Origin of the sequence: Thalassospira sp. HJ (assembly GCF_000948415.1) — a bacterium.
Lineage (GTDB): Bacteria > Pseudomonadota > Alphaproteobacteria > Rhodospirillales > Thalassospiraceae > Thalassospira.
Genome location: NZ_JYII01000003.1, coordinates 69506 through 95802 on the forward strand (window position 1 = coordinate 69506; position 26297 = coordinate 95802).

Consider the following 26297-nt stretch of genomic DNA (forward strand, 5'->3'; position numbering starts at 1 on the left):
CCAGCAATTTCAATCCAAGTCTATGCAAGACACGCCGCAGTTTCCCGGCGCACCATCGCATCTGTTTCAAATACCTGATCAAGGCCGGTCAGCGCGTCGCTTCCAAGCCTTGTCATGATCTTTTCGACAGTACCGGCGATATCCAAAAAGCCGATTCTGTCTTTGAGAAACGCCTCAACCGCTACTTCATTGGCAGCGTTCAGAACAGTAGGCAGGGTCCCCCCTTCCTGCAAGGCCTGACGTGCCAGCCGAAGTGCCGGGAAACGATCCGTATCCGGCGTCTCGAAGTTCAAGCTTCCGATCGTGGCAAAATCAAGACGCGGTGTATCCACCTTGATCCGATCCGGCCATGAAAGTGCATAAGCAATCGGAGTGCGCATATCCGGCGTTCCCAACTGCGCAAGAACCGAACCGTCGGAATATTCCACCATACTGTGAACAACTGATTGAGGATGCACCACAATTTCAATCTGTTCTTCTGCCACCGGGAAAAGATGCCAGGCTTCGATCAGCTCAAGCCCCTTGTTCATCATGGTCGCAGAATCGATAGAGATTTTTGCGCCCATTTCCCAATTGGGGTGTGCCAAGGCCTGCGCACGGGTCACTGATTGCATGTCCTTGAGCGACCGTTCACGGAACGGACCGCCAGACGCAGTCAGAAGAATACGATCAATGCGATTTTCAGCACGATCTTCAAGCACCTGGAAAATCGCGCTGTGCTCCGAATCCACCGGGATCAGAGTTGCGCCATGTTTGGCGATCTCGGCCGTCATCAGGGAACCGGCACAAACAAGTGTTTCCTTGTTGGCAAGCCCGATGCGTGCACCACGACGAATGGCGGCAAGCGTCGGTTTAAGCCCCGCAGCCCCAACGATTGCAGCAATGACGATGTCTGAAGGGCGTTCGGCCGCCTCGATCAACGCATCTTCGCCAGCGGCAACATCAATGCCCTTCCCGGCCAGCGCATCCTTAAGGTCACCGTAAAATGCCGGATCCCCAATGACAGCGCATTTGGCATCAAGCTCAATCGCAGCCTTTGCCAGGGCATCAACATTGCGATGGGCGGTGACAGCTTCGACAACATATTTGTCAGTGTGGGATTTAAGAACACCAACGGTGCTGGTCCCGATGGAACCGGTAACACCAAAGACACTGACGGATTTCTTCAAAGTCATCAAACACCTGTAAGGACAGCAGCCAGAGGATCGGCTGCCTTAACGCAGAGAAAGCCCTGCGAAACAGATAATAGCAAAGGCCACAGGAAATACCGACAACATCCCGTCCGCACGATCAAGCAAACCGCCATGCCCCGGGATCAGATGGCTGCTGTCCTTGACCTTGAAACGGCGTTTAAGTGCGGACTCACCAAGGTCACCGATTTGTGCCACGATCGCCAGAACCATACTGACAGCCACAATCGACCAGTTGATCGCATCAGAACTGAAATAGGTCACCAGCCCGCCAATCAGGCCCGCACAGACCATACCGCCGATCAAACCGGCCCACGTTTTCTTGGGGCTGAAGCGCGGTGCAAGTTTTGGCCCGCCGATGGTCTTGCCAAACGCATAGCCACCCGTGTCAGTCGCCCAGACAAGGAAGAACAACCACATAATGATCAGAAGGCCGTCGCCATCCTGGGTCCTCAGCCAAAGTGCCGAGAGTGCTGCAAGCGAGATATAGAGAACGCCAAATCCGGCAAGCAACCAATTCGCACCAGATCGGGCTGCAGCAATGATCACCCCGATTGCGATCGGCATGACGATAAATTCTTCCTGCCCGGTGACATACATCACCATGGCAACAGCAAGAGCCACACCTGTTACAACCGATATGCCGTTATGGTGTTCGGGTGCGCACATGCGCGACCATTCCCACATCATCCCGGCAGAAAAGGCAAACAGCAGCAAATCGAAATAGGGAGAACCGAACCAGACGGCGGCAACGGCGACGGGCGCCATAACCATCGCGGAAAGAACGCGTGGAATCAGGCTGGAATTGGTATCTTTTTGATCGTTGGTCTCAGATGACGGCACCAAAACGCCGCTCCCGCCCGGCAAAGTTATCGATGGCTTTTTCCAGATGGCTGCGATCAAAGTCCGGCCACAGAACGTCTTCGAAAACGAACTCAGTATAGGCAGACTGCCAAAGCAGGAAGTTGCTGATCCGCTGTTCGCCACTGGTGCGGATCAGAAGATCCGGATCCGGAATACCAGCCGTCGACAGATTTTGTTCGATCAGGTCTTCGGTGATTTCATCCGCAGCCAGTTCGCCTGCTGCAACCTTGGCCGCAATGTCACGCACCGCCTGGGTAATTTCCGCACGCGCACCGTAGCTGAGTGCAATGGTCAGGTTCAGGCGTGTGTTGTCGCGTGTCTGATCTTCGGCCTTGGCCAGAAGTTCGCGGATATCATCAGCAAAACGCGAGCGATCCCCGATGATGCGAATTTTCACGCCATTCTTGTGCAAGGTCGACAATTCGCGCTTCAGGAACAGACGCAGCAGCCCCATCAGGTCGCTGACTTCGCTTTCCGGACGCTTCCAGTTCTCGGTCGAGAAGCCATACAGCGTCAGATACTCGATACCGAGTTCGCCCGCGGATTCGATGGTGCGACGCACGGCATCAACACCGGCGCGATGGCCCATGGTACGAGGACGACCACGTCCGCGGGCCCAGCGCCCGTTGCCATCCATAATGATGGCAACATGACGCGGCACACAGAGCGTATCTGAAGGTTGAGCTTGCGAAGAAAGAACAGCCATTGTCAGACTTGCATGATTTCCTGTTCTTTGTGCGAGAGCGCTTCATCGATCTCGCCAATGACCTTGTCGGTCAGCTTCTGAACTTCTTTTTCCTGGTCGTGCATCTCGTCCTTGGAGATGTCACCGTCCTTTTCCCATTTTTTCAGCTGATCCATGCCGTCACGACGCACGTTACGGACAGAAATCTTGGCCTGCTCGGCATATTTACCGGCAACCTTGGAGAGTTCAGCGCGGCGCTCTTCGTTGAGTGCAGGAATCGGAACGCGGACAAGCGTACCATCAGCCGCCGGGTTCAGGCCAAGGCCCGAATCACGGATGGCTTTTTCGACGGATTTCACCATCGACTTGTCCCAAACCTGAACCGAAAGCATACGGGATTCTGGAACACTGACCGATGCCACCTGGTTAAGCGGGGTCGGAACGCCGTAAGCTTCAACCATGACCGGTTCCAGAAGGCTTACACTGGCACGCCCGGTGCGCAGACCGGTGAATTCCTTGTGCAATACTTCCACAGCCCCTTCCATGCGGCGGGACAGGTCCTTTTTTAGGCCAGCAACGTCAGACACGTTCAGTCTCCATTCGAAATAATCGTAAACGTCCCCTTTGCAGAAACGACGTCTGCAAAGGCACCCGGATTATGCAAAGAAAATACAATAACCGGAATATCATTTTCACGTGCCAAAGAAATAGCCGATGCGTCCATCACACGCAAATCTTTGGACAGAACTTCCATATAGGTCAGGGCGTCATAACGCTCTGCGGTCGGATCGGTTTTCGGATCGGCCGTATAGACACCATCAACCTGGGTGCCCTTGAGCAGCGCATCACAGCCCATTTCAACCGCGCGCAAGGCAGCAGCGGTATCGGTCGTGAAGAACGGGTTGCCTGTGCCGGCTGCGAAGATCACGACACGCCCCTTTTCCATGTGACGGACCGCACGACGGCGCACATAGGGCTCACAAACAGAGGACATCGGAATAGCGGATTGAACGCGGGTCTGAACGCCATGGCGTTCAAGTGCGTTTTGCACGGCAAGCGCGTTCATGATGGTGGCAAGCATGCCCATATAGTCGGCCGTTGCACGCTCCATGCCCTGCGAGGCGCCCTTGACGCCGCGGAAGATATTCCCGCCGCCAATCACCATGCAGACTTCGGCACCCATGTCATGAACGGCTTTGATTTCGCTGGCAATCCGGTCAACCGTTTCTGGATCGATACCGTATTGCTGTTTGCCCAGGAGCCCCTCACCAGAGAGCTTCAAAAGGACGCGACGAAACTTCAGTTGGCCGTTTTCTGCCATGTCGGATTGCCTCTTAAATGCCGATGTAACGCATTGCCCGAACGTGGGAAATGCAAAATTCAGATATAAAAAGACCGGCGAGTAACAGGGCGGATATGCGCTGCCGACCTCGCCGGTCTGGATCATACACGAAATGGTGGCAAACGCACCATTTCGATCAGATGTTTTATTTGTTCAGCTGCTCAGCAACTTCGGCAGCAAAGTCTTTTTCTTCGCGCTCGATGCCCTCACCGAGTTCGAAGCGAACAAAGCCCTTAAGGGTGATCGGCTTGCCAGCTTCTTTGGCAGCGTTTTCGATCACGTTTTTGACTTTGTTTTCACCGTCAATCACGAAGGTCTGCTCAACCAGAACGACCTGCTCGTAATATTTACGGATACGACCTTCGATCATCTTTTCGATGATTTCTGCCGGACGGCCCGATTCTTTGGCCTGCTCGGTCAGAACGGCTTTTTCACGCTCTACCAGTTCCGGATCAAGATCATCGACGGTTGCCGATGCCGGGTTGGTCGCAGCAATGTGCATCGCGATCTGTTTGCCAAGGCCTTCGAGAACGCCAGCGTCTGCTTCGGATTCCAGAGCAACCAGAACACCGATTTTGCCCAGATCCGGAGCAACAGCAGAGTGAACGTAAGAAGCAACAACGCCTTTTTCGACCGACAGGCCAGCCGAACGACGCAGGGACATGTTTTCGCCGATGGTGGCGATCATGTGCGTGACCTGCTCTTCGACGTTACGCGAGGTACCCGGGAAAGCAGCAGCTTTGAGGGTATCGATGTCGCCGTTTGCAGCAACAGCCTGGGTCGCGATTTCGCCAACAAATTTCTGGAAGTCTTCGTTACGCGAAACGAAGTCGGTCTCGGAGTTCAGCTCGACAACTGCACCTTTGGTGCCGTCAACAGCAACTGCAACCAGACCTTCTGCAGCAACACGGCCAGCTTTCTTGGCAGCAGCAGCAAGACCTTTGGTACGAAGCCAGTCAACAGCAGCTTCCAGGTTACCATCGGTTTCGGACAGCGCCTTTTTGCAATCCATCATGCCAGCGCCGGTGGTTTCGCGAAGCTCTTTAACGAGAGCAGCGGTAATAGCCATTTTTAAAGCCCCTAATTACGCGATCAGTAAACACCTAACAAAACGGCGGCATGCTAGCCGCCGTTTCATCAGGTACAAAATGAAACTTATGCGGAAGCTTCTTCTGCAGCTTCGGAAGCAGCAGCTGCTTCGGCCGGAACTTCTTCCGCTTCGCCGAGATCTGCGCCAGAAGCAGTCATTTCTTCCTGGATGCCGTCGAGAACGGAACCAACGAACAGATCGCAATACAGCTGGATTGCGCGGATCGCGTCGTCGTTGCCCGGAACCGGGAACTGAACGTTTGCCGGATCAGAGTTGGAGTCGAGGATCGCAACGACCGGGATGTTCAGGTTTTTAGCATCCTGAATAGCAAGCGATTCTTTGTTGGTGTCGACCACGACGATGATGTCCGGCAGACCACCCATGTCCTTAATACCGCCAAGCGCGCGCTCAAGCTTGTCGCGCGAACGGGTCAGGTTCAGGATTTCTTTTTTGGTCAGACCTTCTGCACCAGAGTTCAGGATCTCGTCCTGTTCTTTGAGGCGCTTGATCGAGTTGGAAACAGTGTTCCAGTTGGTCAGCATGCCGCCGAGCCAGCGATGGTTCACATAGTACTGGCCGCAACGCTTTGCAGCGTCTGCGATGATCGGGGAAGCCTGACGCTTGGTACCGACGAAGAGAACACGACCACCCGAAGCGGTTACGTCACGAACGGCCTGCATCGCGCGATGCAGCATCGGAACGGTTTCCTGCAGGTTCAGGATGTGGATGTCGTTACGTGCACCAAAGATGAACGGCTTCATCTTCGGGTTCCAACGGCGGGTGTGGTGACCAAAGTGGACACCAGCTTCCATGAGCTGGCGCATGGTAAAGGTTGGCAGAGCCATGATAATTCCTACCTTTTTCCGGTTAATACCTCCGCGGAAGGGAATTCCATACACCATGTATGAAACACCGGATGGACGAGTTGCCATATGACGGCAGTCGCCGCTCTTCCGCGTGCGATGTTCGGGGCGGGTTTTAATCCCCCCTGAGCGAGATTGCAACCCCTAAAATGCGCACAAATGCGCGGTTCCCGATGGGCTGCAGGGAATATTTCGCGCAACCAGATGAAATCATCAGATTTCCTCGGCGAATTCCACGCCTGGGATTGCACCAATGGCGCCGATCAGGGACGGGCCGACCTTGTAGTTTTCTTCTAACTCGATCTCGGCCATGCGGCCGTCGTCACACATGGATGACAGGCTTACGAGGCCTTTCCCCCTGCCCGCCTGTTCAAGCAGTTCGCGGATTTCAGCAACCGGATCGGGACGGTTCAGGCGAATGCGGATGCCTTCGGCGGCACCGGCGACGGCCTTTTCGAGGTCTTCGACGCGCTGGCCCTGAATGCGAAGCTGTCCTTCGCGCATTTCGGCAGAGACATTGAGCAACACCGGACGCCCGGCGGTGATGATTTCCTTATAGGCGGCCCATGCTTCGGCCCAGAAGGCGACTTCGAAGCTGCCGGTCGGGTCCGAGAACATGACAAAGGCGAATTTCGAGCCGTTCTTTTTCGAGATCATCTCACGCGCATTGATCAGGGTACCGGCCAGACGAATGGTACCCTTGTTCGAGGCGCGCATGCGTGCTGGCAGTTCCTTGATCGGGGCGATGCCGATGCGCTGGATGCTTTTGCCAAATGTATCAAGCGGATGGGCGGACAGATAGAAGCCAATGGCCGAGAATTCCTCGGTCAGTTTTTCCATCGGCACCCAGTCACGATCATCGGGCAGACGGATCTGATCCTTGCCAAAGCCGCTGCTGTCGCCAAACATTGAAATCTGATCATCATTACGCGCATGCATTTCGCGCTGGGCCACAGCGATGACCTTGTCGACATGTTCAAACATGACCTTGCGGTTCGATGCCAGGCAATCAAGGGCACCAGCGCGCACAAGGTTTTCAAGCAGACGTTTATTGACCGCACGGCTGTCGATACGTGATGCGAAATCGGTGATGTCCTTGAACGGTCCGTTGGCTTCGCGTTCGGCAACAAGGCTTTCCATCGCGGCATCGCCAACATTTCGCACAGCGGCCAGTGCATAGCGGATCTTGCGCACGCCATCATGGTTTTCAACCGAGAATGCGACCTGGGAGTTGTTCACGCATGGCGGCAGGATTTCGATTTCAAGCCGCTCGACCTCCTGCTTGAACACCGCAAGTTTTTCGGTGTTGTGCATATCAAGGGTCATCAGGGCGGCCATGAATTCGACCGGATAGTTCGCCTTGAGATAGGCCGTCTGATAGGCCACCAGCGCGTAGGCCGCGGCGTGGGATTTGTTAAAGCCGTAGGATGCGAACTTTGCGACCTGATCAAAGATGTCGGACGCCTGCCCGCGATCAACGCCGTTCTTTTCAGAACCGTCGACAAACAGGCCACGCTGCTTTTCCATTTCCTCGGCGATTTTCTTACCCATTGCACGACGCAACAGGTCAGCGCCACCAAGCGAGTAGCCCGCCATGATCTGGGCAAGCTGCATGACTTGCTCCTGATAGATCATGATGCCGTAGGTTTCTTCGAGGATCGGTTTAAGCATCGGGTGCATGTAATCAGGCTCTTCCTGACCATGCTTACGCGCGATGTAATGCGGGATGTTATCCATCGGGCCCGGACGATACAGCGCCACGACAGCGATAATATCTTCGAGCGTATCGGGCTTCAGGCCGCGTAGAACATCCTGCATGCCCTGGGATTCAAGCTGGAACACGCCGACCGTTTCGGCAGCCGACAGCAGTTTAAATGCCGGACGATCATCAAGGGGAATTGCGCCGATATCAAAGTCTTGCGGCACGTCTTTGCGAAGACGCATCAAATTGACGGCCTCGATAATCACCGTTAGCGTCTTAAGCCCGAGGAAGTCAAACTTCACCAGACCGGCATTTTCAACAAACTTCATGTTGAACTGGGTTACCGGCATGTCGGATCGCGGATCGCGATACAGCGGCACCAGTTCATCAAGATCACGGTCACCGATCACCACACCGGCCGCGTGGGTCGAGGAGTTACGATAAAGACCTTCGATCTGCATGGCGATTGACAGCAAGCGATCAATATCCGGATCCTCGCGCGCGATGCGGCGCAGGTCCGGCTCCATATCAATTGCTTCCTTGAGCGGGATCGGCTTGGCCGGGTCGCCCGGAATCATTTTACAGATCTTGTCGACATAACCATAGGGGATCGACAGAACACGCCCGACGTCACGCACAGCTGCCTTTGCCTGCAACTTACCAAAAGTAATGATCTGCGCGACACGGTCATGGCCGTATTTCTTCTGCACATATTCGATGACTTCACCGCGTCGGTCCTGACAGAAATCGACGTCAAAGTCAGGCATCGATACACGTTCCGGGTTCAAGAAACGTTCGAACAGAAGCGAGAACCGCAGCGGATCAAGGTCGGTAATCAACAATGCATAGGCCACAAGCGAGCCTGCACCGGAACCACGGCCCGGCCCGACCGGTATTTCATGGTCCTTCGCCCACTGGATGAAATCGGCAACGATCAGGAAGTAGCCCGGGAAGCCCATCTGATTGATGATGCCAAGCTCATACTCAAGGCGTTCCCAATAGGGTTTGGCGATTTCTTCTTTTTCAGCGTCCAACATTTCGTCGGTAAAGACGTGCTTTTCGAGACGGCCTTTCAGGCCTTCCTCAGACATGTGGCGGAGTTCATCGACCTCGGTACGGCCTTCGCCGCAATCAAAGGGCGGCAGGATCGGATCGATCTTTTCAACGTGCCAGGAGCAACGCTTGGCGATCAAAAGGGTGTTGTCGCAGGCCTCCGGAATATCGGCAAACAGGTCGCGCATTTCAGCTGCCGTTTTGAAGCGATGGTCCGGGGTGAGTTTCCAGCGTTCTTCCTGACCAACAACCGCCCCCTGCCCGACGCAGATAAACACGTCATGGGCTTCGTACATGTCGATTTTCGGGAAGTAGCAGTTATTGGTCGCAACCAGCGGCACGTCATGATCATAGGCCAGCTTGATCAGGCCCGGTTCAACCTGCTCTTCAAGCGGTTCACCATGGCGCTGGAGTTCGATGTAAAGACGGTTGCCAAAGATGTCCTTGAGGTCTGCAAGACAGCTTTCGGCCTTTTCAACCTGTTCCTCGCCCAGAAGACGTGCCAGCGGGCCCGTCGGGCCACCGGTCAGGCAGATGATGTGATCGGCATATTTGCGAATGTGCTCGTAAAGGGCTTTCGGTTCGCTGCCGGCTTCGGACGTCATATGGGCGCGCGAGACGATTTTCAGCAGGTTGAAATAGCCTTCCTTGTTCTGGGCAATCAGAACAAGGCGGTCTGGCATCGGTTCGCGGGCGATTTTGCCAACGGCGGGTTTGTCGCCATAGCGCTCGACACCCATCTGCACGCCCAAAATCGGCTGAATGCCCGAACCGCTGAGCGCACCGGCGAAATCAAGCGCACCGAACATGTTGTCGGTATCGGTCATCGCAACGGCGGGCTGGCCGTCTGCGGCACAGAGTTTGGCGAGCTCCTTGGTCGTGATCGCACCTTCGGCAAGCGAATAGTTGGTGTGTACACGAAGATGGACGAAACCATTTTCCATCGGAGCCAGACCTCTGAAAGATAAGAAAAATGCAGGGTTCGCGCGCCCGTCAAGGACGCGCAAAAACCAGCTTAAAGAATTTTGATCGCTTAGGAAAGATCAGCAGGGTCGAGTTCGATCAAATGACCGTCACGCAGCGTCACAACCCGGTCCATCTGACGCGCCAGCTCCGGGTTATGGGTCGCGATCAGCGACGCAAGACCTGTTTCACGCACCAGCGTCATCAACATGCCAAACACGGTATCGGCCGTCTGTGGATCAAGGTTACCGGTCGGTTCATCGGCAAACAGAACATCAGGCACATTGGCCAGCGCACGGGCGATTGCCACACGCTGTTGCTCCCCACCCGACAGGCGCGCCGGACGATGTTCCGCACGGTTTTCCAGACCAAGGCAACGCAGCAATTCAAGGCCGCGTTCTTCGGCCTCGTTGCGCTTCAGGCCATTGATCATTTGCGGCATGACGACGTTTTCCAGGGCGGAAAATTCCGGCAGCAGATGATGGTACTGATAGACAAAGCCGATATGGCTGCGGCGCATTTCGGTCCGCGCCAGATCTGACAAATCCGTGCTGCGCTTGCCCCCGATCGAGACCAGACCGTTATCTGGCTTTTCCAGAAGACCGGCAATCTGAAGCAAGGTTGATTTACCTGCACCCGACGGCCCGACCAGGGCAACAATTTCGCCCTGATGGATTTCAAGATCGACGGATTTCAGAATTTCGAGCTGATCGGGGCCCTGATTAAAGATGCGGTCGATCTTTTCAAGGCGCAGCACGACATTGCGTGAACGTTCTTCGGCGGTCTTTTTCATCAGATCACTCATAGCGCAGGGCCTCCACCGGATCGAGGCGCGATGCCCGCCATGCCGGGTACACCGTGGCAAGGAAGGACAGCGTCAGCGACATGATGCAGACCATAACGACCTCGCCAACATCCATGTCGGCAGGCAACTGCGAGAGGAAGTAAATCTCGGCATTGAACAGGTCGGTTCCGGTCAGGCTTTGAATGAACTGACGAATATTTTCGATGTTCAGACAGAACAACACCCCAATGATCAGCCCGGAAATCGTACCCAGCACCCCGATGGAGGCACCAGCGAGGAAGAACACCTTCATGATCGACTGGCGGGTTGCCCCCATGGTGCGCAGGATCGCGATATCGCGTCCCTTGTCCTTTACCAGCATGACCATGCCCGAAATGATGTTGAATGCCGCAACCAGAATGATGAGCGTCAGGATCAGGAACATCACGTTGCGTTCGACCTGAAGCGCGTTAAAGAAGCCGGCATTGGATTGCTGCCAGTTTACCAGACGCAACGGTTGCCCGGACAAGCTTGTCAGCAACTCGTCCATGGTGTCATCAAGCGCGCCGATATCTTCAAGCATCACTTCAAAATGGGTGATTTTTTCCGGCAGGCGGAAATAGGTCTGGGCCGCTTCGAGCGGCATGAAGATAAAGCCGCTGTCATATTCATACATGCCGATATCAAACAGGCCCGCCACGGTATAGCCACGCACCCGCGGCACCGAGCCAAACGCCGTCACATTGCCCTTGGGCGAAATCAGGTTGACCGTGTCGCCAACACCGACGCCCAGCTTCATGGCCAGACGTGCGCCCATGATCACCGTGTCTTCGCCCTTGAAGTCGTCAAGCGATCCGAAAACGATATTATCCGCGATGGTTGCGCGTTGTTTGACATCTTCGGGGCGCATGCCACGCACGATGGCACCGGATGCACGACCGTTTTTCGACGCCATCACCTGCCCTTCGACCACCGGCACGGTCAGGACCACATTGCCGTTTTTGGCGATCTCGTCCTCGATCTTGGCGTAATCGCCAATGCCACCATTACCCTGTGCATAGACAGAAATATGGCCGTTCAGCCCAAGTATTCGACCAAGCAGTTCCGCACGGAAACCATTCATTACCGACATGACAATGATGAGTGTCGCAACACCCAGCATGATGCCAAGCAACGAGAAGATGGCGATGACGGAAACAAAGCCTTCCTGCCGACGTGGACGCAGGTAGCGAAAGGCCACCATACGCTCGAACGGACTGAACATGGGCAATCGATCCTTGTGGAAGCGGGTCAGGAAACCGGGTTGGTTGGACAATTAAGACTTAGCAGCCAAACCGGAAATGGCAACGGGGCAGCACATGCCGCCCCGTTTGAATGCGTTTTAAGATCAGCCGTTGATCTGATTAAGAGCCGCTTCAAAGGTGACTTCGGTTTTTTCACCCGATTTGCGGTTCTTGAGTTCAACAACGCCGTTCTTGAGCCCCTTGGGGCCAATGACGATCTGCCAGGGCAGACCGATCAGATCCATATCGGCAAACTTGCCGCCCGCACGGATGTCGCGGTCATCATAAAGAACCTCGATCCCGGCATTGGTCAGCTTGCCATAGTAATCTTCGCACGCGGCATCACATTCATCATCGCCGGTACGCAGGTTGATCAGGCCAACCTTGTACGGTGCGACGGCTTCGGGCCAGATGATGCCGTTTTCGTCGTGGGATGCCTCGATCAGGGCGCCGACAAGACGCGACACACCGATGCCATACGACCCCATCTGCACCGGAACTTCGGTGCCATCCGGGCCAAGGACGGTTGCGCCCATCGGTTCGGAATATTTGGTGCCGAAGTGGAAGATGTGACCGACTTCGATGCCGCGCGTGGTGACAAGATCATCACCGAGTGCGGTAACCGCATCGTCGCTGGCGTCGTGCATTTCTTCGGTCGCGGCGTAGTCTTTGAGCGTGCCCTGTACCCAGTTTTCAAGGCCGGTACGATCATTGAGATCAACGCCCTTGCCGGTCAGGTCCTTATCAAGCCATTTCTTGTCGCAGAAGACTTCACTTTCGCCAGTATCGGCCAAAATGATGAATTCGTGGCTAAGGTCGCCACCGATCGGGCCGGTATCGGCCACCATCGGGATCGCCTTGACACCCAGGCGGGTGAAGGTGCGGCAATAGGCCAGGAAGATCTTGTTATAGGTGTGACGCGCGCTTTCGTAATCGATATCGAACGAATAAGCGTCTTTCATGTAAAATTCGCGACCTCGCATCACGCCAAAGCGCGGGCGGATCTCGTCACGGAATTTCCACTGGATATGATAGAGCAGCTGCGGGAGTTGCTTATAGGAACGCACATCCTTGCGGAAGATATCGGTGATGGCTTCTTCGTTGGTCGGACCAAACAGCATCTTGCGGTCATGACGGTCGGTGATGCGCAGCATCTCAAGACCGTAATCATCATAACGACCACTTTCCTGCCAGAGTTCAGCCGGCTGGATGGTCGGCATCAGAAGCTCGTTAAAGCCGATCTTGTCCTGTTCTTCGCGAACGATCTGTTCGATCTTTTTAAGAACACGGTGGCCGAGTGGCAGCCAGGAATAGATCCCTGCGGTGAGCTGACGCACCATACCGGCGCGGAGCATCAGACGATGGGACGCAATCTGGGCTTCCGAAGGGGTTTCCTTCAGGGTCGGCAGAAAGAACTGGGAAAGACGCATCAATGCCTCGTGATGATCAGATCTGAATGTTTAATAACCTTGCCCGGAAAATGCGACAGCAGCGCCCGAAACGCAAGCCGGAACTTGCTTTATATCATGCATATCCGCTTAGAGCAGTTTCCGTTTAGATCGAAGCGTTTTGTTCGTGTTTGGCGAGTTGTTTAGCAAGGCACAGCGCGCAAGGGCGATGCGGGGCATCGTTCAAGCGGTGTAACGCCGCAAAACATCGGCAAAACGGTTCGATCTAAACGGAAATTGCTCTAGAGCCCGAAGATGGCAAAACTGCGATGGTGATCAGCGAAAGCCCGCCTTGCGGCAGGCATCAATCAGTTCGGCGTTATTGGCATCATCGCCAAGCGGCTGATCATTGAAATAGACCCGCCCGTTGCGATAGGTGATCTTGCCAATGCTTTGCTCCCCGCTGACCCCGTCAGGCACGGTAAGTCCGGAATATTCAAAGAAGTCGATCGTGACCGGAAATTCGATTTCCTTGGGCAGGGATTTCAAAATGTTGCTGCCGCCATTCAAATCGGCCGGGGCAACTTCATTGCCGCGCACATCGACACCCGGCTTATAGGCGACATCGTCATCGGGCACATGGGTGACCAGTGCCTTGCAGGCGGAACGCGTGACTGTGATCGTTGGGGCGGCGGCTTCGTCCGTGGCTGCAGCATCACCCGCAGCAGGATCATCAGATGGTTCTGCCGCCGACGGGAACGGGGATTCGTCCTGTGCCTTTGCATCGGTGACAATCTGTGCCATCAGCATCAGGGCAGCAACAGACACCAATAGTCTGATTTTATGATCAAAACCGGGGCGAGAAATAGATTGGACCAATGAAAACTCGGGCATGTTTTAGCTTTGTCCTATCTGTGTGCGGTGCAGCAACGATTCATTTGTGAAGTTTGGTCAAAACATCTTGCATAAAAATGAAACATGTGGCTTTTTAGTCCTCCGCTAACGGCGCAAGATCGTTGCGGAAGGCGTATCGCAGCCGCTCATAATATTGCGGGAGGCTTTGTTGCCAATAAGCATACAAGAAGCAGGCGCGACGTCGAAATAAAACCTGTGCATAAGCCCAGGTCTTGAGGAGGAAGTATAAAAAGATTACGGGAAAACAGCTATAAAAATAGCGTCTTAGCAAGATCCTTGTGATCTTGCTTTTTTTTTGGCCCTACCCCATCCCGATCTTTGAGCCATGATTTTTCTGCAGGGCTTCGGCGGCCCAAAACGACAAAACCCCGCACCAAATGTTGCGGGGTTTTCTGTATCCGGGATTGCGTAAAATGCTTATTGCGTAGAGCACTTATTGTGGTGGGCGTACTTCGATCATGCCACTGGTAATAACAAACCAGGCCACCACCCACAGGATCGCCGAGATCAGGCTGGTGGCGAGGATCTTTTTCCACATATGCGGCTTTTCCGGCGCACCGCTGTCATGGCCGGGTTCGACATTCTCGACCCGTTTGACACCCACCGGCAGCACCATAAACAGAACCAGCCACCAGATAACGATGTAAACAAGAAGTCCGGAAAACCAGTTCATGGGTGTCTCATAAGGTTGCGGGGCCAAACTATTGGGTCAGCAGACGATAAAAACGCCCGACCCTTTTGGCAAGGCTGGACGTTGTGAGATGGGTCTCGTCAAAGCCGTTTTGTGATCAAACCTGTTCGAGTTCGACCAATGTGCCGTTGAAGTCCTTGGGATGCAGGAACAGGACCGGCTTGCCGTGTGCGCCGATCTTGGGTTCACCATCGCCGAGAACGCGTGCACCGCTTGCCTGCAGCTTGTCACGAGCGGCCAGAATATCATCGACCTCGTAACAGACATGGTGAATGCCGCCAGAGGCGTTCTTTTCAAGGAAACCCTTGATCGGGGAGTTTTCACCAAGCGGATACAGCAGCTCGATCTTGGTGTTGGGCAGTTCGACAAAAACCACGGTCACGCCGTGATCAGGTTCGTCTTGCGGCTCCGAGACCTTTGCGCCCAGAACGTCACGATATTGCGCAATCCCGGCTTCGAGATCCGGTACCGCAATCGCAACGTGGTTCAGCCGTCCAATCATGGTGTTCACTCCTGCATTTATAATCTGCCCGATTGACGCCAATCTAGGATAGCTGCGGGTTCAGAGACAACTGCGCTTTTGGTCGAATGCGCCCATGCGAGATCAGCTGTTTTCGGTCACACGAACCAGATGGACTTCGATCAACGGGCGTTTGCCCATGCGTTGGCGAACCGGACGGCGCAGGGCCTGACGCACGGCAAGGATCACAGCCGCATCATCAAGGACTTCCTCGTCATTGAGCTGATCAATGCGGTTGCCGATTTCAGCCGCAAAGTGATCAAGACGGGTTTCTTCGCCCGGTTCGTCAAACAGGCTGGGGGCCGTGATCATCGGATCGTTGACCATCTCACCAAACTGGTTGAGCACCACGGTGACGAACATCACGCCGTTCCAGACGATGCGGTTACGATTGCGGAAAGTATCCGAATCGCGTTTCAGCAAGCGGCCGCCATCAAGGGCGAGAACGCCGGCCTCGGCCACACCAATGACATGCGCATCGCCCGGTGACAGGCGAATAACCGTGCCGTCATGCGGGATCACCTGTTCGGGGATCTGGCATTCGGCGCCAAGGGCGGCCTGTTCACACAGATGGCGGGTTTCACCATGGACCGGCACAAGGATTTTCGGGCGGGTCAGCTGATACATGCGTGCCAGATCTTCGCGGCCCGGATGGCCTGAAACGTGGATCGGTTCATCACGCGCGGTAATGACCTTAACACCACGACGGATCAGCATGTTCTGGATATAGCCGATAGACTTTTCGTTGCCCGGAATTTCACGCGCCGAGAAGACAACCGTATCGCCTGGATCCAATTCCACGGTCGGGTGATCGCCCTTGGCGATGCGCGACAATGCCGCGCGCGGTTCGCCCTGCGATCCGGTACAAATCAACAGCACCTGATCCTTGGGCACTTCCATCGCGTCTTCGTCCGTCAAAAGGTTCGGGAACCCCTTGAGGTAGCCGACTTCACGCGCGGCTTCTGTCACGCGGTTCAGCGACCGACCGGCAAGCCCGACGCAGCGCCCGTTTTCATGGGCAGCTTCGATCACCGACTGCACGCGTGCAACGTTGGTGGCAAAGCAGGCAACGGCAATGCGGCCTTGCGGATGTTCGGCGAACAGTTTGGACAGGTTTTTGGCGACCTCGCCTTCTGATCCTGTTTTGCCCTCGGAAAATACATTGGTCGAATCACAAACCAGTGCCATCACGCCTTCATCGCCCAATGCTTCGAGCTTTTTGACGTCGGATGCCTCGCCGATTTGGGGATCGGGATCGAACTTCCAGTCACCGGTATGGACGATCAGGCCCTTGGGCGTGCGAATGGCAAGCGCGTTGGGCTCAAGGATCGAGTGCGTCATAGTGACGAATTCGATGTCAAAGCAGCCGAGTTCGAACCGGCCGCCAAGTTCGATCACATGGATCGGGACTTCATCAGCGAAATCGGTTTCAGAAAGCTTTGCCTTGAGAAATTCGGCAGCAAACGGAGTGGCGTAGATCGGACATTTCAGGCGTTTCCACATATAAGGAACCGCACCCAGATGATCTTCGTGCGCGTGGGTCAGAACGAGGCCCAGCAGCTTGTCCTTGCGTTCCTCGATAAAGGTCGGGTCTGGCATGACCACATCGACACCGGGCAGGCCTTCCTCGCCAAAGGAGACGCCCATATCGACCATCAACCATTGATCGTCATAGCCATAAAGGTTCATGTTCATGCCAATTTCGCCGGATCCACCGAGCGGCACGAACAGCACTTCATCTTTTGGCAAATACAAATCCACGGAGGGTATCCTTTGTCTTCGGCACGTTAATCAATGCGGGATAATCGTTCCCCTGCCCGGGCGCAAGTCTTTATCAGACTGCCTTGCCCGCGTTCTGGCTGTTGCGACGGTAAATCATCAACAGGCCCAGCATGGTCAGATCGCCGTGCAAATATTCAATTTCATCAACCGCCTTGGTAAAGAGCGGTGCAAGACCACCCGTTGCCACGACTTTCATATGGTCAACATTCTGCTGTTTGCGAATACGCGCAAGCAGGCCTTCGATCATCGAGACATAGCCCCAATATACGCCAGACTGCATGGCTTCGACCGTATTTTTGCCCACGACACTGCGCGGTGCTTCGATCGCGACCATCGGAAGCTGGGCCGCTGCCATATGCAGCGCCTTGATCGACAGGTTCACACCCGGCGCAATCACACCGCCAAGGTAATCACCATTACCATCCACCACGTCAAAGGTCGTGGCCGTGCCGAAATCAAGCACGACCAGCGGCCCGCCAAACAATTCATGGGCGGCAATCGCGTTAACAAGCCGGTCAGCGCCGACCTCGCTCGGTCGGTCCATGATGACTTTCATGTCCAGATTGACCGCAGGATCGCCAACCACCATCGGTTCGACATTGAAATAGCGGCGGCACAGGGTCTTGAGGCTGAATTCTGCAGCCGGGACCACGGTTGCGATGATGGCACCCGTAATCGCGTCCTTTGGCACACCAGACAGGGTAAACAGATGATGCAGCCACACACCCAGCTCGTCGGCTGTGCGTTCGGTGGTGGTGGAACAGCGCCACTGGCCCTTGATGGTATCGCCATCAAAAACCGCAAAGACGATGTTGGTGTTCCCGGCGTCAATCGCAAGCAACATGATGCTTACAGGCCTCCGCTACAAAGCAAGCTATTGGATGGTGTCAGGCGGCAAAGAAAACTTCGCCAGCCCCGATGCGGTGTTCGACACCGCTGTCTTCTCTTAGGATAAGTGAGCCATCATCATCAAGCCCGACGAAAGTTCCCTCAAGCTCGCGTTCGGTCAAACGGGCGACAACCGGCTTGCCGATCCCATACCCACGCGTGAGCCAGGCTTCACGGATCGGCGCGAAACCATCCCGTTCCCAGATCGGCAACCAATGGGCCACGCGCGCGACATAGGTTGAGATCAGATCATCAACCGACACCGGCGCCCCAAGGGCCGCAAGCGAGGTCGCCGGGCGTTCGGAATCATCGGGGAAAAAGGCGACATTCACCCCTGCCCCGATCACAAGATAATCGGTTGCTGATCCCTGATTGGAGGCGCTTTCAAGCAGGATGCCACAAATCTTGCGGCCATTAACCATCAGGTCATTGGGCCATTTGCAGTCCGGACGCACCATGCCACCGGTCACGGTTTCAACCGCCTCGGCCATGGCAACAGCAATCAGGAAGGTTAGTCGGGCCGCCTCGGCCAGTGAACAGGTCGGGCGCAGCAACAGCGATGAATAGAGATTACCCACCGGTGATGACCAGGCACGGCCACGGCGACCGCGGCCCGATGTCTGGGTTCTGGCTAAAACAAGGGCGCCACTTTGGGCGCCCTTGTCAGCGAGGCGCTTGGCCTCTTCATTTGTGCTGTCGATCGCTTCCAGTTCGTGAAGGGTGAAACCTTCGGGAAGACGGATCGTACGCAATGCCATTCTTACATCCCAAACAGCGATGCCGCGGCAACAGCTGCGCTATCCATCAGCGGGTTCGGGAAGAAGACGAAGGCCAGGATGATGATCGTGGCAACCGCCATGATGACATTCATCTCGGTACCATTGCGATCAAAGCCTTCGACCGGCTCGTCGAAATACATGACCTTGATGATACGCAGGTAGTAATAGGCACTGACGACCGAGGTCACCAAACCGATAACTGCAAGCGTTACAAGACCGGAATCGACGGCTGCCTTGAAGACATAGAACTTACCAAAGAAGCCAGCGAGCGGCGGGATACCTGCCATCGAGAACATGAAGATCGCAGTGATCGCAGCCATCAGCGGCTTGGTTTTGGCAAGACCGGCAAGATCGGTGATTTCCTCGTTCATGCGGTCATTGCGACGCATGCAAAGGATAACCGCAAAGGTGCCGAGGTTCATGACAAGGTAAATGCCAAGATAAACCAGAACACCGGTTACACCTTCCTGGGTGCCTGCTGCCAGACCGACAAGGGCAAAACCAACGTGACCGATGGACGAATAGGCCATCAGACGTTTGATGTTTTCCTGACGGAGTGCGGCAAAGGAACCAACCGCCATCGACAGGATGGAGATCAGGACAATAATCTGCTGCCAGTCTTCAACAGCACCGCCGAACGGACCAACCGCAACGCGGATGAACAGTGCAAGACCAGCAATCTTCGGGGCAACCGCAAAGAAGGACGTGACCGGGGTCGGCGCACCTTCATAGACGTCCGGGGTCCACATGTGGAACGGAACGGCGGAAACCTTGAAGCACAGACCGGCAAAGATGAATGCAAGACCAACCAGCGCACCAAGCGGCAGATCACCACCAACAAGGGTGTCACCCAGAACGGTGAAGTTCGTGGTGCCGGTGAAGCCATAGACCATCGACATGCCGTACAGCAGGATGCCCGAGGCGATCGAACCAAGGATGAAGTATTTCAGGCCCGATTCCGTCGAACGCACGGTGTCACGGCGGATAGCAGCGACAACATAAAGTGCAAGCGACTGCAGTTCGAGACCAAGATACAGCGACAGCATATCGGTTGCCGAAACCATCGCCATCATGCCAAGCGTGGCAAGGGTGATCAGGATCGGGAACTCGAAACGTGCCATGTTTTCACGCTCGGCGAAGTTCATGGACATGATGATGCCGGTTGCAGAACCGATCAGGATCAAGACCTTGCAGAACTTGGCAAACGGATCAGCACTGAACTGACCATAGAATGCCGAACCACCATCACCCATGACCACCAGCGCGATGGCAACGATCTGGGCGGCAACAGCCAGCCAGGACACGGTGCGGAAGGCTTTGTCCTTGCCGGCGAAAACCCCAAGCATCAACAGCGCCAAGGCAGAAACTGCCATAAACATTTCGGGCAGCGCGGCCCCGAGGTTGAGCATAGAAACTCCCATGTTCATTCCCCTCAATTCGCAGCCAGCTGGGCGGCTTGTGCCGCTGCAGCCTGGGCCGTTTCGACCTGGTTGACGAGGTTCTCAACCGAGACATGCATGATGTCGAGGAAGGAGACCGGATAGACCCCCATCCACAGAACGATGATCACCAGCGGTGCAAAGATAATCCATTCACGCGGGCTCAGATCGAGGATGGTTTTCAGGTTCTCTTTGGTGAGTGCCCCGAAAATGATCCGGCGATAGAGATACAGCGCATAGGCCGCACCAAGGATCAGACCGGTCGCGGCAAAGAATGCGACCCAGGTGTTGGCTTCGAACGCACCCAGAAGTGCGAGGATTTCACCAACGAACCCGCCCGTACCCGGCAGACCAACCGATGCCATGGTGAAGAACATGAAGATCAGTGCATAGCTCGGCATGCGATGAACCAGACCGCCATAGGCGTCGATTTCGCGGGTATGGATACGGTCATAGACCACACCGACACACAGGAAGAGTGCACCGGAAACCACACCGTGGCTGAGCATCTGGAAGATCGAACCTTCGATACCATGCTGGTTAAAGGTAAACGCACCTACCGTCACGATACCCATATGTGCGACCGACGAATATGCAATCAGCTTTTTCATGTCCTGCTGGGCAAGTGCGACCAGGGACGTATAGATGATAGCAACAATCGACAGCGTGAAGACGAGCGGTGCGAAGGTTTCAGATGCCAGCGGCATCATCGGTAGCGAGAAACGCAGGAAACCGTAACCACCCATTTTCAAGAGCACGCCAGCCAGGATCACAGAACCTGCTGTTGGTGCCTCAACGTGGGCATCAGGCAGCCAGGTATGGACCGGCCACATCGGCACCTTAACAGCGAACGATGCGAAGAAGGCCAGCCACAGCCAGAGCTGCATGTTATAGGCGAAACCATATTCCATCAGGGTCGGGATATCGGTGGTGCCCGCTTCGAAATACATCGCAAGCAGTGCCACCAGCATCAGGACCGAGCCCAGCAGCGTATAGAGGAACAGCTTGAACGCGGCATAGACGCGACGCTGACCACCCCAGACGCCGATGATGATGAACATCGGGATCAGGACGCCTTCGAAGAACAGATAGAACAACAGACCGTCAAGGGCGCTGAACATACCGACCATCATCGTTTCAAGAACGAGGAAGGCGATCATGTATTCCTTCACGCGCTTCTGGATTGCTTCCCAAGCCGAGAGGATACAGATCGGCGTCAGGAAGGTCGCAAGCAGGACGAAGAGAACGGAAATACCGTCAACGCCCATGTGATAAGAAATGTTCAGACCCGGCATCCAGTCCGCCTGCTCGACGAACTGGAAATCTGCGGTCGTTGCATCGAAGTTCACCCACAGCATCAAGGATACGAGGAAGGTGAACCCCGAGGTCCAAAGCGCAACCCAACGGGAATTGCGGGCAACAGTCGCCTCCTCACCATTGATCAGCAGCAGCAGAGCTGCACCGACCAGCGGCAGGAAAGTGACGATCGAAAGAATTGGCCAATCACTCATCGCCCGTTAACCCATCTTCCAAATTGTGTAGGAGACCAGCGCCGCAATGCCAATCAGCATCGCAAATGCATAGTGATAAACGAAACCACTCTGAATGGCGCTGACGCGACGTGCGATGTTACGGCAAGCGGCAGCAACACCATCCGGACCGCAACCATCAATGATGGCACCATCCCCTGATTTCCAGAAGCCATAGCCCAAAGCAAAGGCCGGCTTGACGAAAATCTTGTCATAGAGTTCGTCGAAGTACCATTTGTTCAGCGCGAAGCGGTAAACACCGTTGAAGGTGTTGGCCAGCGTGCGCGGAAGCGTCGGTACAAGCTTGTACATGACAATCGCAAGCGACAGACCGGTGATCATGGCAACAAACGGTGCCCATTTCACCCAACCCGGAACATGGTGTGCATGTTCAAGCGCCTGATGGCCTTCAGCCATAAAGAGTGCGCCGTTCCAGAAGGCCAGCATTTCTTCATAGTCGCCAACACCGAACCAATCCGATGCAAACCAACCAGCGAAGATCGCACCGACGGTCAGGAACAGAAGCGGACCGGTCATGACAGCCGGGCTTTCATGCACGTGCGCCATAGTCCGTTCATCAGCGCGCGGAGCACCGAAGAAGGTCAGGAAGATCAGACGCCAGCTATAGAACGAGGTCATCAAAGCGGCCAGGATCCCTGCCCAGAACGCGTACATGCCAACACCGGTGTGAGCCGCATAGGCACTTTCAAGGATAAGGTCCTTGGAATAGTATCCCGCGAAGCCCGGAACACCGGTAATCGCCAGCGTACCGATCACCATGACAGCGAAGGTCAGCGGGATCATTTTTGCGATGCCGCCCATCTTGCGCATGTCCTGTTCATCAGACATTGCGTGGATAACCGAACCGGCACCAAGGAACAGAAGCGCCTTGAAGAAACCGTGCGTCATCAGGTGGAAGACACCCGCCGAATAAGCCGACACGCCGCAAGCAAAGAACATGTAGCCCAGCTGCGAACAGGTCGAATAGGCAATGACGCGTTTGATGTCGTTCTGAACACAGCCGATGGTCGCAGCGAAGAACGCCGTCGAGGCACCAACAATGGTCACGATCATCAGGGTGGTTTCAGCATATTCAAAGATCGGCGACAGACGCGCGACCATGAACACACCGGCCGTCACCATGGTTGCCGCGTGAATAAGTGCGGAAACCGGGGTCGGGCCTTCCATTGCGTCAGGAAGCCAGGTGTGCAGACCAAGCTGTGCCGATTTACCCATCGCGCCGATGAACAGCAGGAAGCAGGTAATCTCAAGTGCGGAGAACTCATGGCCCAGGAACATCAGCGTCGCACCAGCGACTTCTTCGGCGTTGCCGAAGATGACGTCGAACTGAACGCTGTCGAACAGGACATAGACCGCAAAGATACCAAGGGCAAAGCCGAAGTCACCGACACGGTTGACGATGAAGGCTTTCATCGCAGCAGCCGAAGCCGACGGCTTGGAATACCAGAAACCGATCAGAAGATACGATGCTAGACCAACGCCCTCCCAGCCGAAGAACAGCTGGATCAGGTTGTCGGCGGTAATCAGCATCAGCATCGCAAAGGTGAACAGGCTGAGATACGCCATGAAGCGCGGCTTGTCCGGGTCATGCGACATATAGCCGATGGAATAGATGTGAACCATCGAGGAAACGCCGGTCACAACGATCAGCATCACACAGGTCAGCGTATCAATACGCAGCGACCAGGACGCATCGAAGCTGCCCGAGGAAATCCAGGTAAACAGTTCAATCACAACCGGGTTGCCACCAAGGGCAACATCGACAAAGGCAAAGATCGAAATCACAAAGGCAATCACGACACCAGCTACGGTGATCAGCTGTGCCACGCGATCGGCCGAGGACACACCATGATGGTGATGGCCGTGGCTGTCATGCGGGGCATCTTTTGCTGCCGACATGCCGCCGACCAGCGTGATGACGCCTGCAAGGATTGCCGCGATCAGGGGCAGGAATACAATCAACGGATACATATCTGCCTTACCCCTTCATCATGTTGATGTCTTCAACCGCGATGGTGCCGCGGTTACGGAAATAGACGACCAGGATCGCCAGACCAATTGCTGCTTCAGCCGCAGCAACCGTCAGAACGAAGATGGTAAAGACCTGTCCGACGAGGTCGCCGAGGAACGACGAGAACGCGACCAGATTGATATTGACCGCCAGCAGCATCAGCTCGATCGACATCATGATGATGATGACGTTCTTGCGGTTCATGAAGATGCCGAAGATCCCGAGTGTGAAAAGGATCGCCGCGACGGTCAGATAATGTGCAAGACCGATTTCCATCAGATCCCCCTTCCGACCGGAACTTTTTTGACTTCAAGCGTATCAGCGCGGGTACGCTTGACCTGCTCGGAGATTTTCTGACGACGGACACCTTCACGGTGACGCAGTGTCAGGACAATTGCGCCAATCATCGCAACAAGCAGAACCAGACCAGCCGCCTGGAAGATGTATGCGTAATCGGTGTAGATCAGTTGACCGAGTGCTTCGACGTTGGTCAGCCCTGCCGGTGTCGGCTGCGCGAGAACCGCGACCGCCTCATCGGTTAGGGTCCAGCCAGCGCCAACCAGTGCCAGTTCAACGAACAGAACAACCGCGATCAGAATGCCGATCGGCAGGTAGTTCAGGAAGCCCTGACGCATCTCGACAAAGTTAATGTCGAGCATCATGACGACGAACAAGAACAGGACTGCAACCGCGCCGACATAGACGACGACGAGCAGCATGGCGAGAAACTCGGCACCCAGCAGGACGAAAAGTCCGGCTGCGTTAAAGAATGTCAAGATCAGCAACAGTACCGAATGCACCGGGTTGCGAACGGTCACAACCGCGGTCGCGGACAAAACCGCGACGGTAGCAAACAGGTAAAAAGCCAAAGCCTGTACGACCATAAGGTACCCCCTTGGCGAACCGTTGCTGCCCCTTTGGCTGGCAACGGCCCATGAACTCTCTTTCTAACGATCAGACGCGACACTTACCGATAAGGTGCGTCTGCCTCCAATCGTGCAGCAAGCTCGGCTTCCCAACGCTCGCCGTTTGCCAGGAGTTTGTCCTTGTCATAGAACAGCTCCTCGCGGTTTTCGGTTGCGAACTCGAAGTTCGGACCTTCGACGATGGCATCCACCGGGCAGGCTTCTTCGCAGAAACCACAGTAAATGCATTTCGTCATATCAATGTCGTAACGCGTGGTACGACGCGAACCATCGTCGCGCGGCTCGACCTCAATGGTGATGGCCTGTGCCGGGCAAATGGCTTCGCAAAGTTTACAGGCGATGCAACGCTCTTCCCCGTTCGGGTAACGGCGCAGTGCGTGTTCGCCACGGAAACGCGGGCTCAGCGGGCCTTTTTCGTACGGGTAGTTGATCGTCACCTTGGGCTTGAACATGTACTTCAAGGTGAGCGCCATTCCCGAAACGAGTTCCGCGAGCAGGAAGCTCCGGGCCGTCCGATCTATAAATGACATCGTTTACCTCTCTCTTTCCGATGCGCGGCGATCAGGCCGGGACCTTGTCAAAAACAACGAGGAACGTGGCAACCAGCATGACCCATGCGAAGGACAACGGCAGGAAGATTTTCCAGCCCAGACGCATCAGTTGGTCATAACGGTAACGCGGGAAGGTTGCACGGACCCACAGGAAGATGAACAGAACGAAGCAGATCTTGATGATGAACCAGATTGCGCCCGGGATGAATTCGAGGAACGGCAACGGCGCGCTCCAGCCACCCAGGAACAGAATGGCGCACAGGCCACTCATCAGGATCATGTTCGCGTATTCACCAAGGAAGAACAGCGCAAAGGTCATAGCCGAGTAATCGACGTTATAACCCGAGACCAGTTCGGCTTCCGCTTCGGGAAGGTCAAACGGTGCGCGGTTGGTTTCTGCCAGGATGGATACGATGAAGACGATGAACATCGGGAAGTGGTAAACGAAGTTCCATTCCCAGATACCACCGACCTGTCCGCGGACAATGTCGCTGAGGTTCAGCGAGCCGGTCGTCAGCAGGACCGAGATGATGATCAGGCCAATCGAAATCTCATACGAAACCATCTGGGCGCCGGAACGCAGCGCACCAAGGAAGGCGTATTTGGAGTTCGATGCCCAACCGGCCATCACGATACCGTACACACCCAGCGAAGAAATCGCGAAGATGTAAAGAATACCGACATTCAGATCGGCCAGAACCATGCCTTCGTCGAACGGGATAACCGCCCAGGCGATGATTGCCAGAATAAAGGTCAGCATCGGAGCGATAATGAACACGCCCTTGTTCGCGCTGCTCGGAATGATTGTTTCTTTCAGAAACAGCTTCAAACCATCGGCAAGCGGCTGCAGAAGGCCAAACGGCCCCACAACGTTCGGGCCCTTACGGAGCTGAATAGCACCGATAACCTTACGCTCGGCGTAGGTCAGATAGGCGACAGCACCCAGCAGCGGCAGGACAATCGCCAGAATTTTGGCGACGATCCAGACGAGCGGTTCAATATATCCGTCCCAAAGAAGTTCCATCGGTCAAACCGTAT

General features: G+C 55.2%; 24 protein-coding genes. All 24 read right to left on the reverse strand.

Annotation, left to right across the window (positions count from 1 at the left end; translation table 11 throughout):
• Positions 1 to 20: 20 nt before the first annotated feature.
• The 24 genes from UF64_RS01015 to nuoH all read right to left on the reverse strand — a co-directional run bounded on the left by UF64_RS01015 (position 21) and on the right by nuoH (position 26283).
• On the reverse strand, positions 21 to 1175 hold the full coding sequence (locus tag UF64_RS01015; RefSeq protein WP_044826769.1) for a 1-deoxy-D-xylulose-5-phosphate reductoisomerase: 1155 nt from the start codon (positions 1173 to 1175) through the stop codon (positions 21 to 23).
• 39 nt (positions 1176 to 1214) lie between these two features.
• Positions 1215 to 2033, reverse strand: coding sequence for a phosphatidate cytidylyltransferase (locus tag UF64_RS01020; protein WP_235284921.1), 819 nt, complete (start codon positions 2031 to 2033; stop codon positions 1215 to 1217).
• Positions 2020 to 2760 carry an isoprenyl transferase gene (locus UF64_RS01025; protein ID WP_044826770.1) on the reverse strand — a complete coding sequence of 247 codons (741 nt, stop codon included), beginning with the start codon at positions 2758 to 2760 and terminating at the stop codon, positions 2020 to 2022. Before UF64_RS01025 ends, UF64_RS01020 begins: the two co-directional genes overlap by 14 nt.
• Positions 2761 to 2762: 2 nt before the next feature.
• Positions 2763 to 3326 carry a ribosome recycling factor gene (gene frr, locus UF64_RS01030; protein WP_044826771.1) on the reverse strand — a complete coding sequence of 188 codons (564 nt, stop codon included), beginning with the start codon at positions 3324 to 3326 and terminating at the stop codon, positions 2763 to 2765.
• A 2-nt stretch (positions 3327 to 3328) separates the two neighbouring features.
• Entirely contained in the window at positions 3329 to 4060 is a 732-nt protein-coding gene (gene pyrH / locus UF64_RS01035) for a UMP kinase (protein ID WP_044826896.1), read from the reverse strand.
• Between the two features lie 166 nt (positions 4061 to 4226).
• Positions 4227 to 5150, reverse strand: coding sequence for a translation elongation factor Ts (tsf, locus tag UF64_RS01040; protein WP_044826772.1), 924 nt, complete (start codon positions 5148 to 5150; stop codon positions 4227 to 4229).
• Between the two features lie 86 nt (positions 5151 to 5236).
• A complete protein-coding gene (rpsB, locus tag UF64_RS01045; RefSeq protein ID WP_044826773.1) occupies positions 5237 to 6016 on the reverse strand; it encodes a 30S ribosomal protein S2 in 780 nt (259 codons plus the stop codon).
• Positions 6017 to 6247: 231 nt separating this feature from the next.
• Positions 6248 to 9733: a DNA polymerase III subunit alpha gene (dnaE, locus tag UF64_RS01050; RefSeq protein ID WP_044826774.1), complete on the reverse strand. Its 3486-nt coding sequence runs from the start codon at positions 9731 to 9733 to the stop codon at positions 6248 to 6250.
• An 89-nt stretch (positions 9734 to 9822) separates the two neighbouring features.
• Entirely contained in the window at positions 9823 to 10557 is a 735-nt protein-coding gene (locus UF64_RS01055) for an ABC transporter ATP-binding protein (protein ID WP_044826775.1), read from the reverse strand.
• A complete protein-coding gene (locus UF64_RS01060; RefSeq protein WP_044826776.1) occupies positions 10550 to 11800 on the reverse strand; it encodes a lipoprotein-releasing ABC transporter permease subunit in 1251 nt (416 codons plus the stop codon). Before UF64_RS01060 ends, UF64_RS01055 begins: the two co-directional genes overlap by 8 nt.
• Before the next feature lie 123 nt (positions 11801 to 11923).
• Positions 11924 to 13249 (reverse strand): proline--tRNA ligase, encoded by a 1326-nt coding sequence (gene proS / locus UF64_RS01065; RefSeq protein WP_044826777.1) that lies wholly within the window; start codon positions 13247 to 13249, stop codon positions 11924 to 11926.
• 294 nt (positions 13250 to 13543) lie between these two features.
• Positions 13544 to 14035 (reverse strand): hypothetical protein, encoded by a 492-nt coding sequence (locus UF64_RS01070; protein WP_235284922.1) that lies wholly within the window; start codon positions 14033 to 14035, stop codon positions 13544 to 13546.
• A 520-nt stretch (positions 14036 to 14555) separates the two neighbouring features.
• A complete protein-coding gene (locus UF64_RS01075) occupies positions 14556 to 14795 on the reverse strand; it encodes a DUF1467 family protein (protein ID WP_008891214.1) in 240 nt (79 codons plus the stop codon).
• 115 nt (positions 14796 to 14910) lie between these two features.
• A complete protein-coding gene (gene mce, locus UF64_RS01080) occupies positions 14911 to 15315 on the reverse strand; it encodes a methylmalonyl-CoA epimerase (RefSeq protein WP_044826779.1) in 405 nt (134 codons plus the stop codon).
• Between the two features lie 102 nt (positions 15316 to 15417).
• A complete protein-coding gene (locus UF64_RS01085; protein WP_200892623.1) occupies positions 15418 to 17094 on the reverse strand; it encodes a ribonuclease J in 1677 nt (558 codons plus the stop codon).
• A gap of 73 nt (positions 17095 to 17167) precedes the next feature.
• Positions 17168 to 17959, reverse strand: a complete 792-nt coding sequence (locus UF64_RS01090; RefSeq protein WP_044826781.1) for a type III pantothenate kinase — start codon at positions 17957 to 17959, stop codon at positions 17168 to 17170.
• Between the two features lie 43 nt (positions 17960 to 18002).
• Complete coding sequence (locus UF64_RS01095; RefSeq protein ID WP_052657397.1) at positions 18003 to 18761, reverse strand: biotin--[acetyl-CoA-carboxylase] ligase; 759 nt, start codon at positions 18759 to 18761, stop codon at positions 18003 to 18005.
• Positions 18762 to 18763: 2 nt separating this feature from the next.
• On the reverse strand, positions 18764 to 20203 hold the full coding sequence (gene nuoN, locus UF64_RS01100; RefSeq protein ID WP_235284923.1) for an NADH-quinone oxidoreductase subunit NuoN: 1440 nt from the start codon (positions 20201 to 20203) through the stop codon (positions 18764 to 18766).
• A gap of 11 nt (positions 20204 to 20214) precedes the next feature.
• Positions 20215 to 21732 carry an NADH-quinone oxidoreductase subunit M gene (locus UF64_RS01105; protein WP_044826783.1) on the reverse strand — a complete coding sequence of 506 codons (1518 nt, stop codon included), beginning with the start codon at positions 21730 to 21732 and terminating at the stop codon, positions 20215 to 20217.
• A gap of 6 nt (positions 21733 to 21738) precedes the next feature.
• Positions 21739 to 23742: an NADH-quinone oxidoreductase subunit L gene (gene nuoL / locus UF64_RS01110; protein WP_044826784.1), complete on the reverse strand. Its 2004-nt coding sequence runs from the start codon at positions 23740 to 23742 to the stop codon at positions 21739 to 21741.
• Positions 23743 to 23749: 7 nt separating this feature from the next.
• Positions 23750 to 24058: an NADH-quinone oxidoreductase subunit NuoK gene (gene nuoK, locus UF64_RS01115; RefSeq protein ID WP_007089416.1), complete on the reverse strand. Its 309-nt coding sequence runs from the start codon at positions 24056 to 24058 to the stop codon at positions 23750 to 23752.
• A complete protein-coding gene (locus UF64_RS01120; RefSeq protein ID WP_044826785.1) occupies positions 24058 to 24666 on the reverse strand; it encodes an NADH-quinone oxidoreductase subunit J in 609 nt (202 codons plus the stop codon). Before UF64_RS01120 ends, nuoK begins: the two co-directional genes overlap by 1 nt.
• Positions 24667 to 24749: 83 nt before the next feature.
• Complete coding sequence (gene nuoI, locus UF64_RS01125; protein ID WP_044826786.1) at positions 24750 to 25238, reverse strand: NADH-quinone oxidoreductase subunit NuoI; 489 nt, start codon at positions 25236 to 25238, stop codon at positions 24750 to 24752.
• Positions 25239 to 25269: 31 nt separating this feature from the next.
• Positions 25270 to 26283: an NADH-quinone oxidoreductase subunit NuoH gene (gene nuoH, locus UF64_RS01130; protein WP_008891224.1), complete on the reverse strand. Its 1014-nt coding sequence runs from the start codon at positions 26281 to 26283 to the stop codon at positions 25270 to 25272.
• Positions 26284 to 26297: the final 14 nt, after the last annotated feature.

What these genes read in the sequence shown, in the direction of transcription:
- UF64_RS01015 (WP_044826769.1), bottom strand. Translation starts at nt 1,175, where the DNA reads ATGACTTTGAAGAAATCCGTCAGTGTCTTTGGTGTTACCGGTTCCATC.
- UF64_RS01025 (WP_044826770.1), bottom strand. Translation starts at nt 2,760, where the DNA reads ATGGCTGTTCTTTCTTCGCAAGCTCAACCTTCAGATACGCTCTGTGTG.
- pyrH (WP_044826896.1), bottom strand. Translation starts at nt 4,060, where the DNA reads ATGGCAGAAAACGGCCAACTGAAGTTTCGTCGCGTCCTTTTGAAGCTC.
- tsf (WP_044826772.1), bottom strand. Translation starts at nt 5,150, where the DNA reads ATGGCTATTACCGCTGCTCTCGTTAAAGAGCTTCGCGAAACCACCGGC.
- rpsB (WP_044826773.1), bottom strand. Translation starts at nt 6,016, where the DNA reads ATGGCTCTGCCAACCTTTACCATGCGCCAGCTCATGGAAGCTGGTGTC.
- dnaE (WP_044826774.1), bottom strand. Translation starts at nt 9,733, where the DNA reads ATGGAAAATGGTTTCGTCCATCTTCGTGTACACACCAACTATTCGCTT.
- UF64_RS01055 (WP_044826775.1), bottom strand. Translation starts at nt 10,557, where the DNA reads ATGAGTGATCTGATGAAAAAGACCGCCGAAGAACGTTCACGCAATGTC.
- UF64_RS01060 (WP_044826776.1), bottom strand. Translation starts at nt 11,800, where the DNA reads ATGTTCAGTCCGTTCGAGCGTATGGTGGCCTTTCGCTACCTGCGTCCA.
- proS (WP_044826777.1), bottom strand. Translation starts at nt 13,249, where the DNA reads ATGCGTCTTTCCCAGTTCTTTCTGCCGACCCTGAAGGAAACCCCTTCG.
- UF64_RS01075 (WP_008891214.1), bottom strand. Translation starts at nt 14,795, where the DNA reads ATGAACTGGTTTTCCGGACTTCTTGTTTACATCGTTATCTGGTGGCTG.
- mce (WP_044826779.1), bottom strand. Translation starts at nt 15,315, where the DNA reads ATGATTGGACGGCTGAACCACGTTGCGATTGCGGTACCGGATCTCGAA.
- UF64_RS01090 (WP_044826781.1), bottom strand. Translation starts at nt 17,959, where the DNA reads ATGTTGCTTGCGATTGACGCCGGGAACACCAACATCGTCTTTGCGGTT.
- UF64_RS01095 (WP_052657397.1), bottom strand. Translation starts at nt 18,761, where the DNA reads ATGGCATTGCGTACGATCCGTCTTCCCGAAGGTTTCACCCTTCACGAA.
- nuoN (WP_235284923.1), bottom strand. Translation starts at nt 20,203, where the DNA reads ATGGGAGTTTCTATGCTCAACCTCGGGGCCGCGCTGCCCGAAATGTTT.
- UF64_RS01105 (WP_044826783.1), bottom strand. Translation starts at nt 21,732, where the DNA reads ATGAGTGATTGGCCAATTCTTTCGATCGTCACTTTCCTGCCGCTGGTC.
- nuoL (WP_044826784.1), bottom strand. Translation starts at nt 23,742, where the DNA reads ATGTATCCGTTGATTGTATTCCTGCCCCTGATCGCGGCAATCCTTGCA.
- nuoK (WP_007089416.1), bottom strand. Translation starts at nt 24,058, where the DNA reads ATGGAAATCGGTCTTGCACATTATCTGACCGTCGCGGCGATCCTTTTC.
- UF64_RS01120 (WP_044826785.1), bottom strand. Translation starts at nt 24,666, where the DNA reads ATGGTCGTACAGGCTTTGGCTTTTTACCTGTTTGCTACCGTCGCGGTT.
- nuoI (WP_044826786.1), bottom strand. Translation starts at nt 25,238, where the DNA reads ATGTCATTTATAGATCGGACGGCCCGGAGCTTCCTGCTCGCGGAACTC.
- nuoH (WP_008891224.1), bottom strand. Translation starts at nt 26,283, where the DNA reads ATGGAACTTCTTTGGGACGGATATATTGAACCGCTCGTCTGGATCGTC.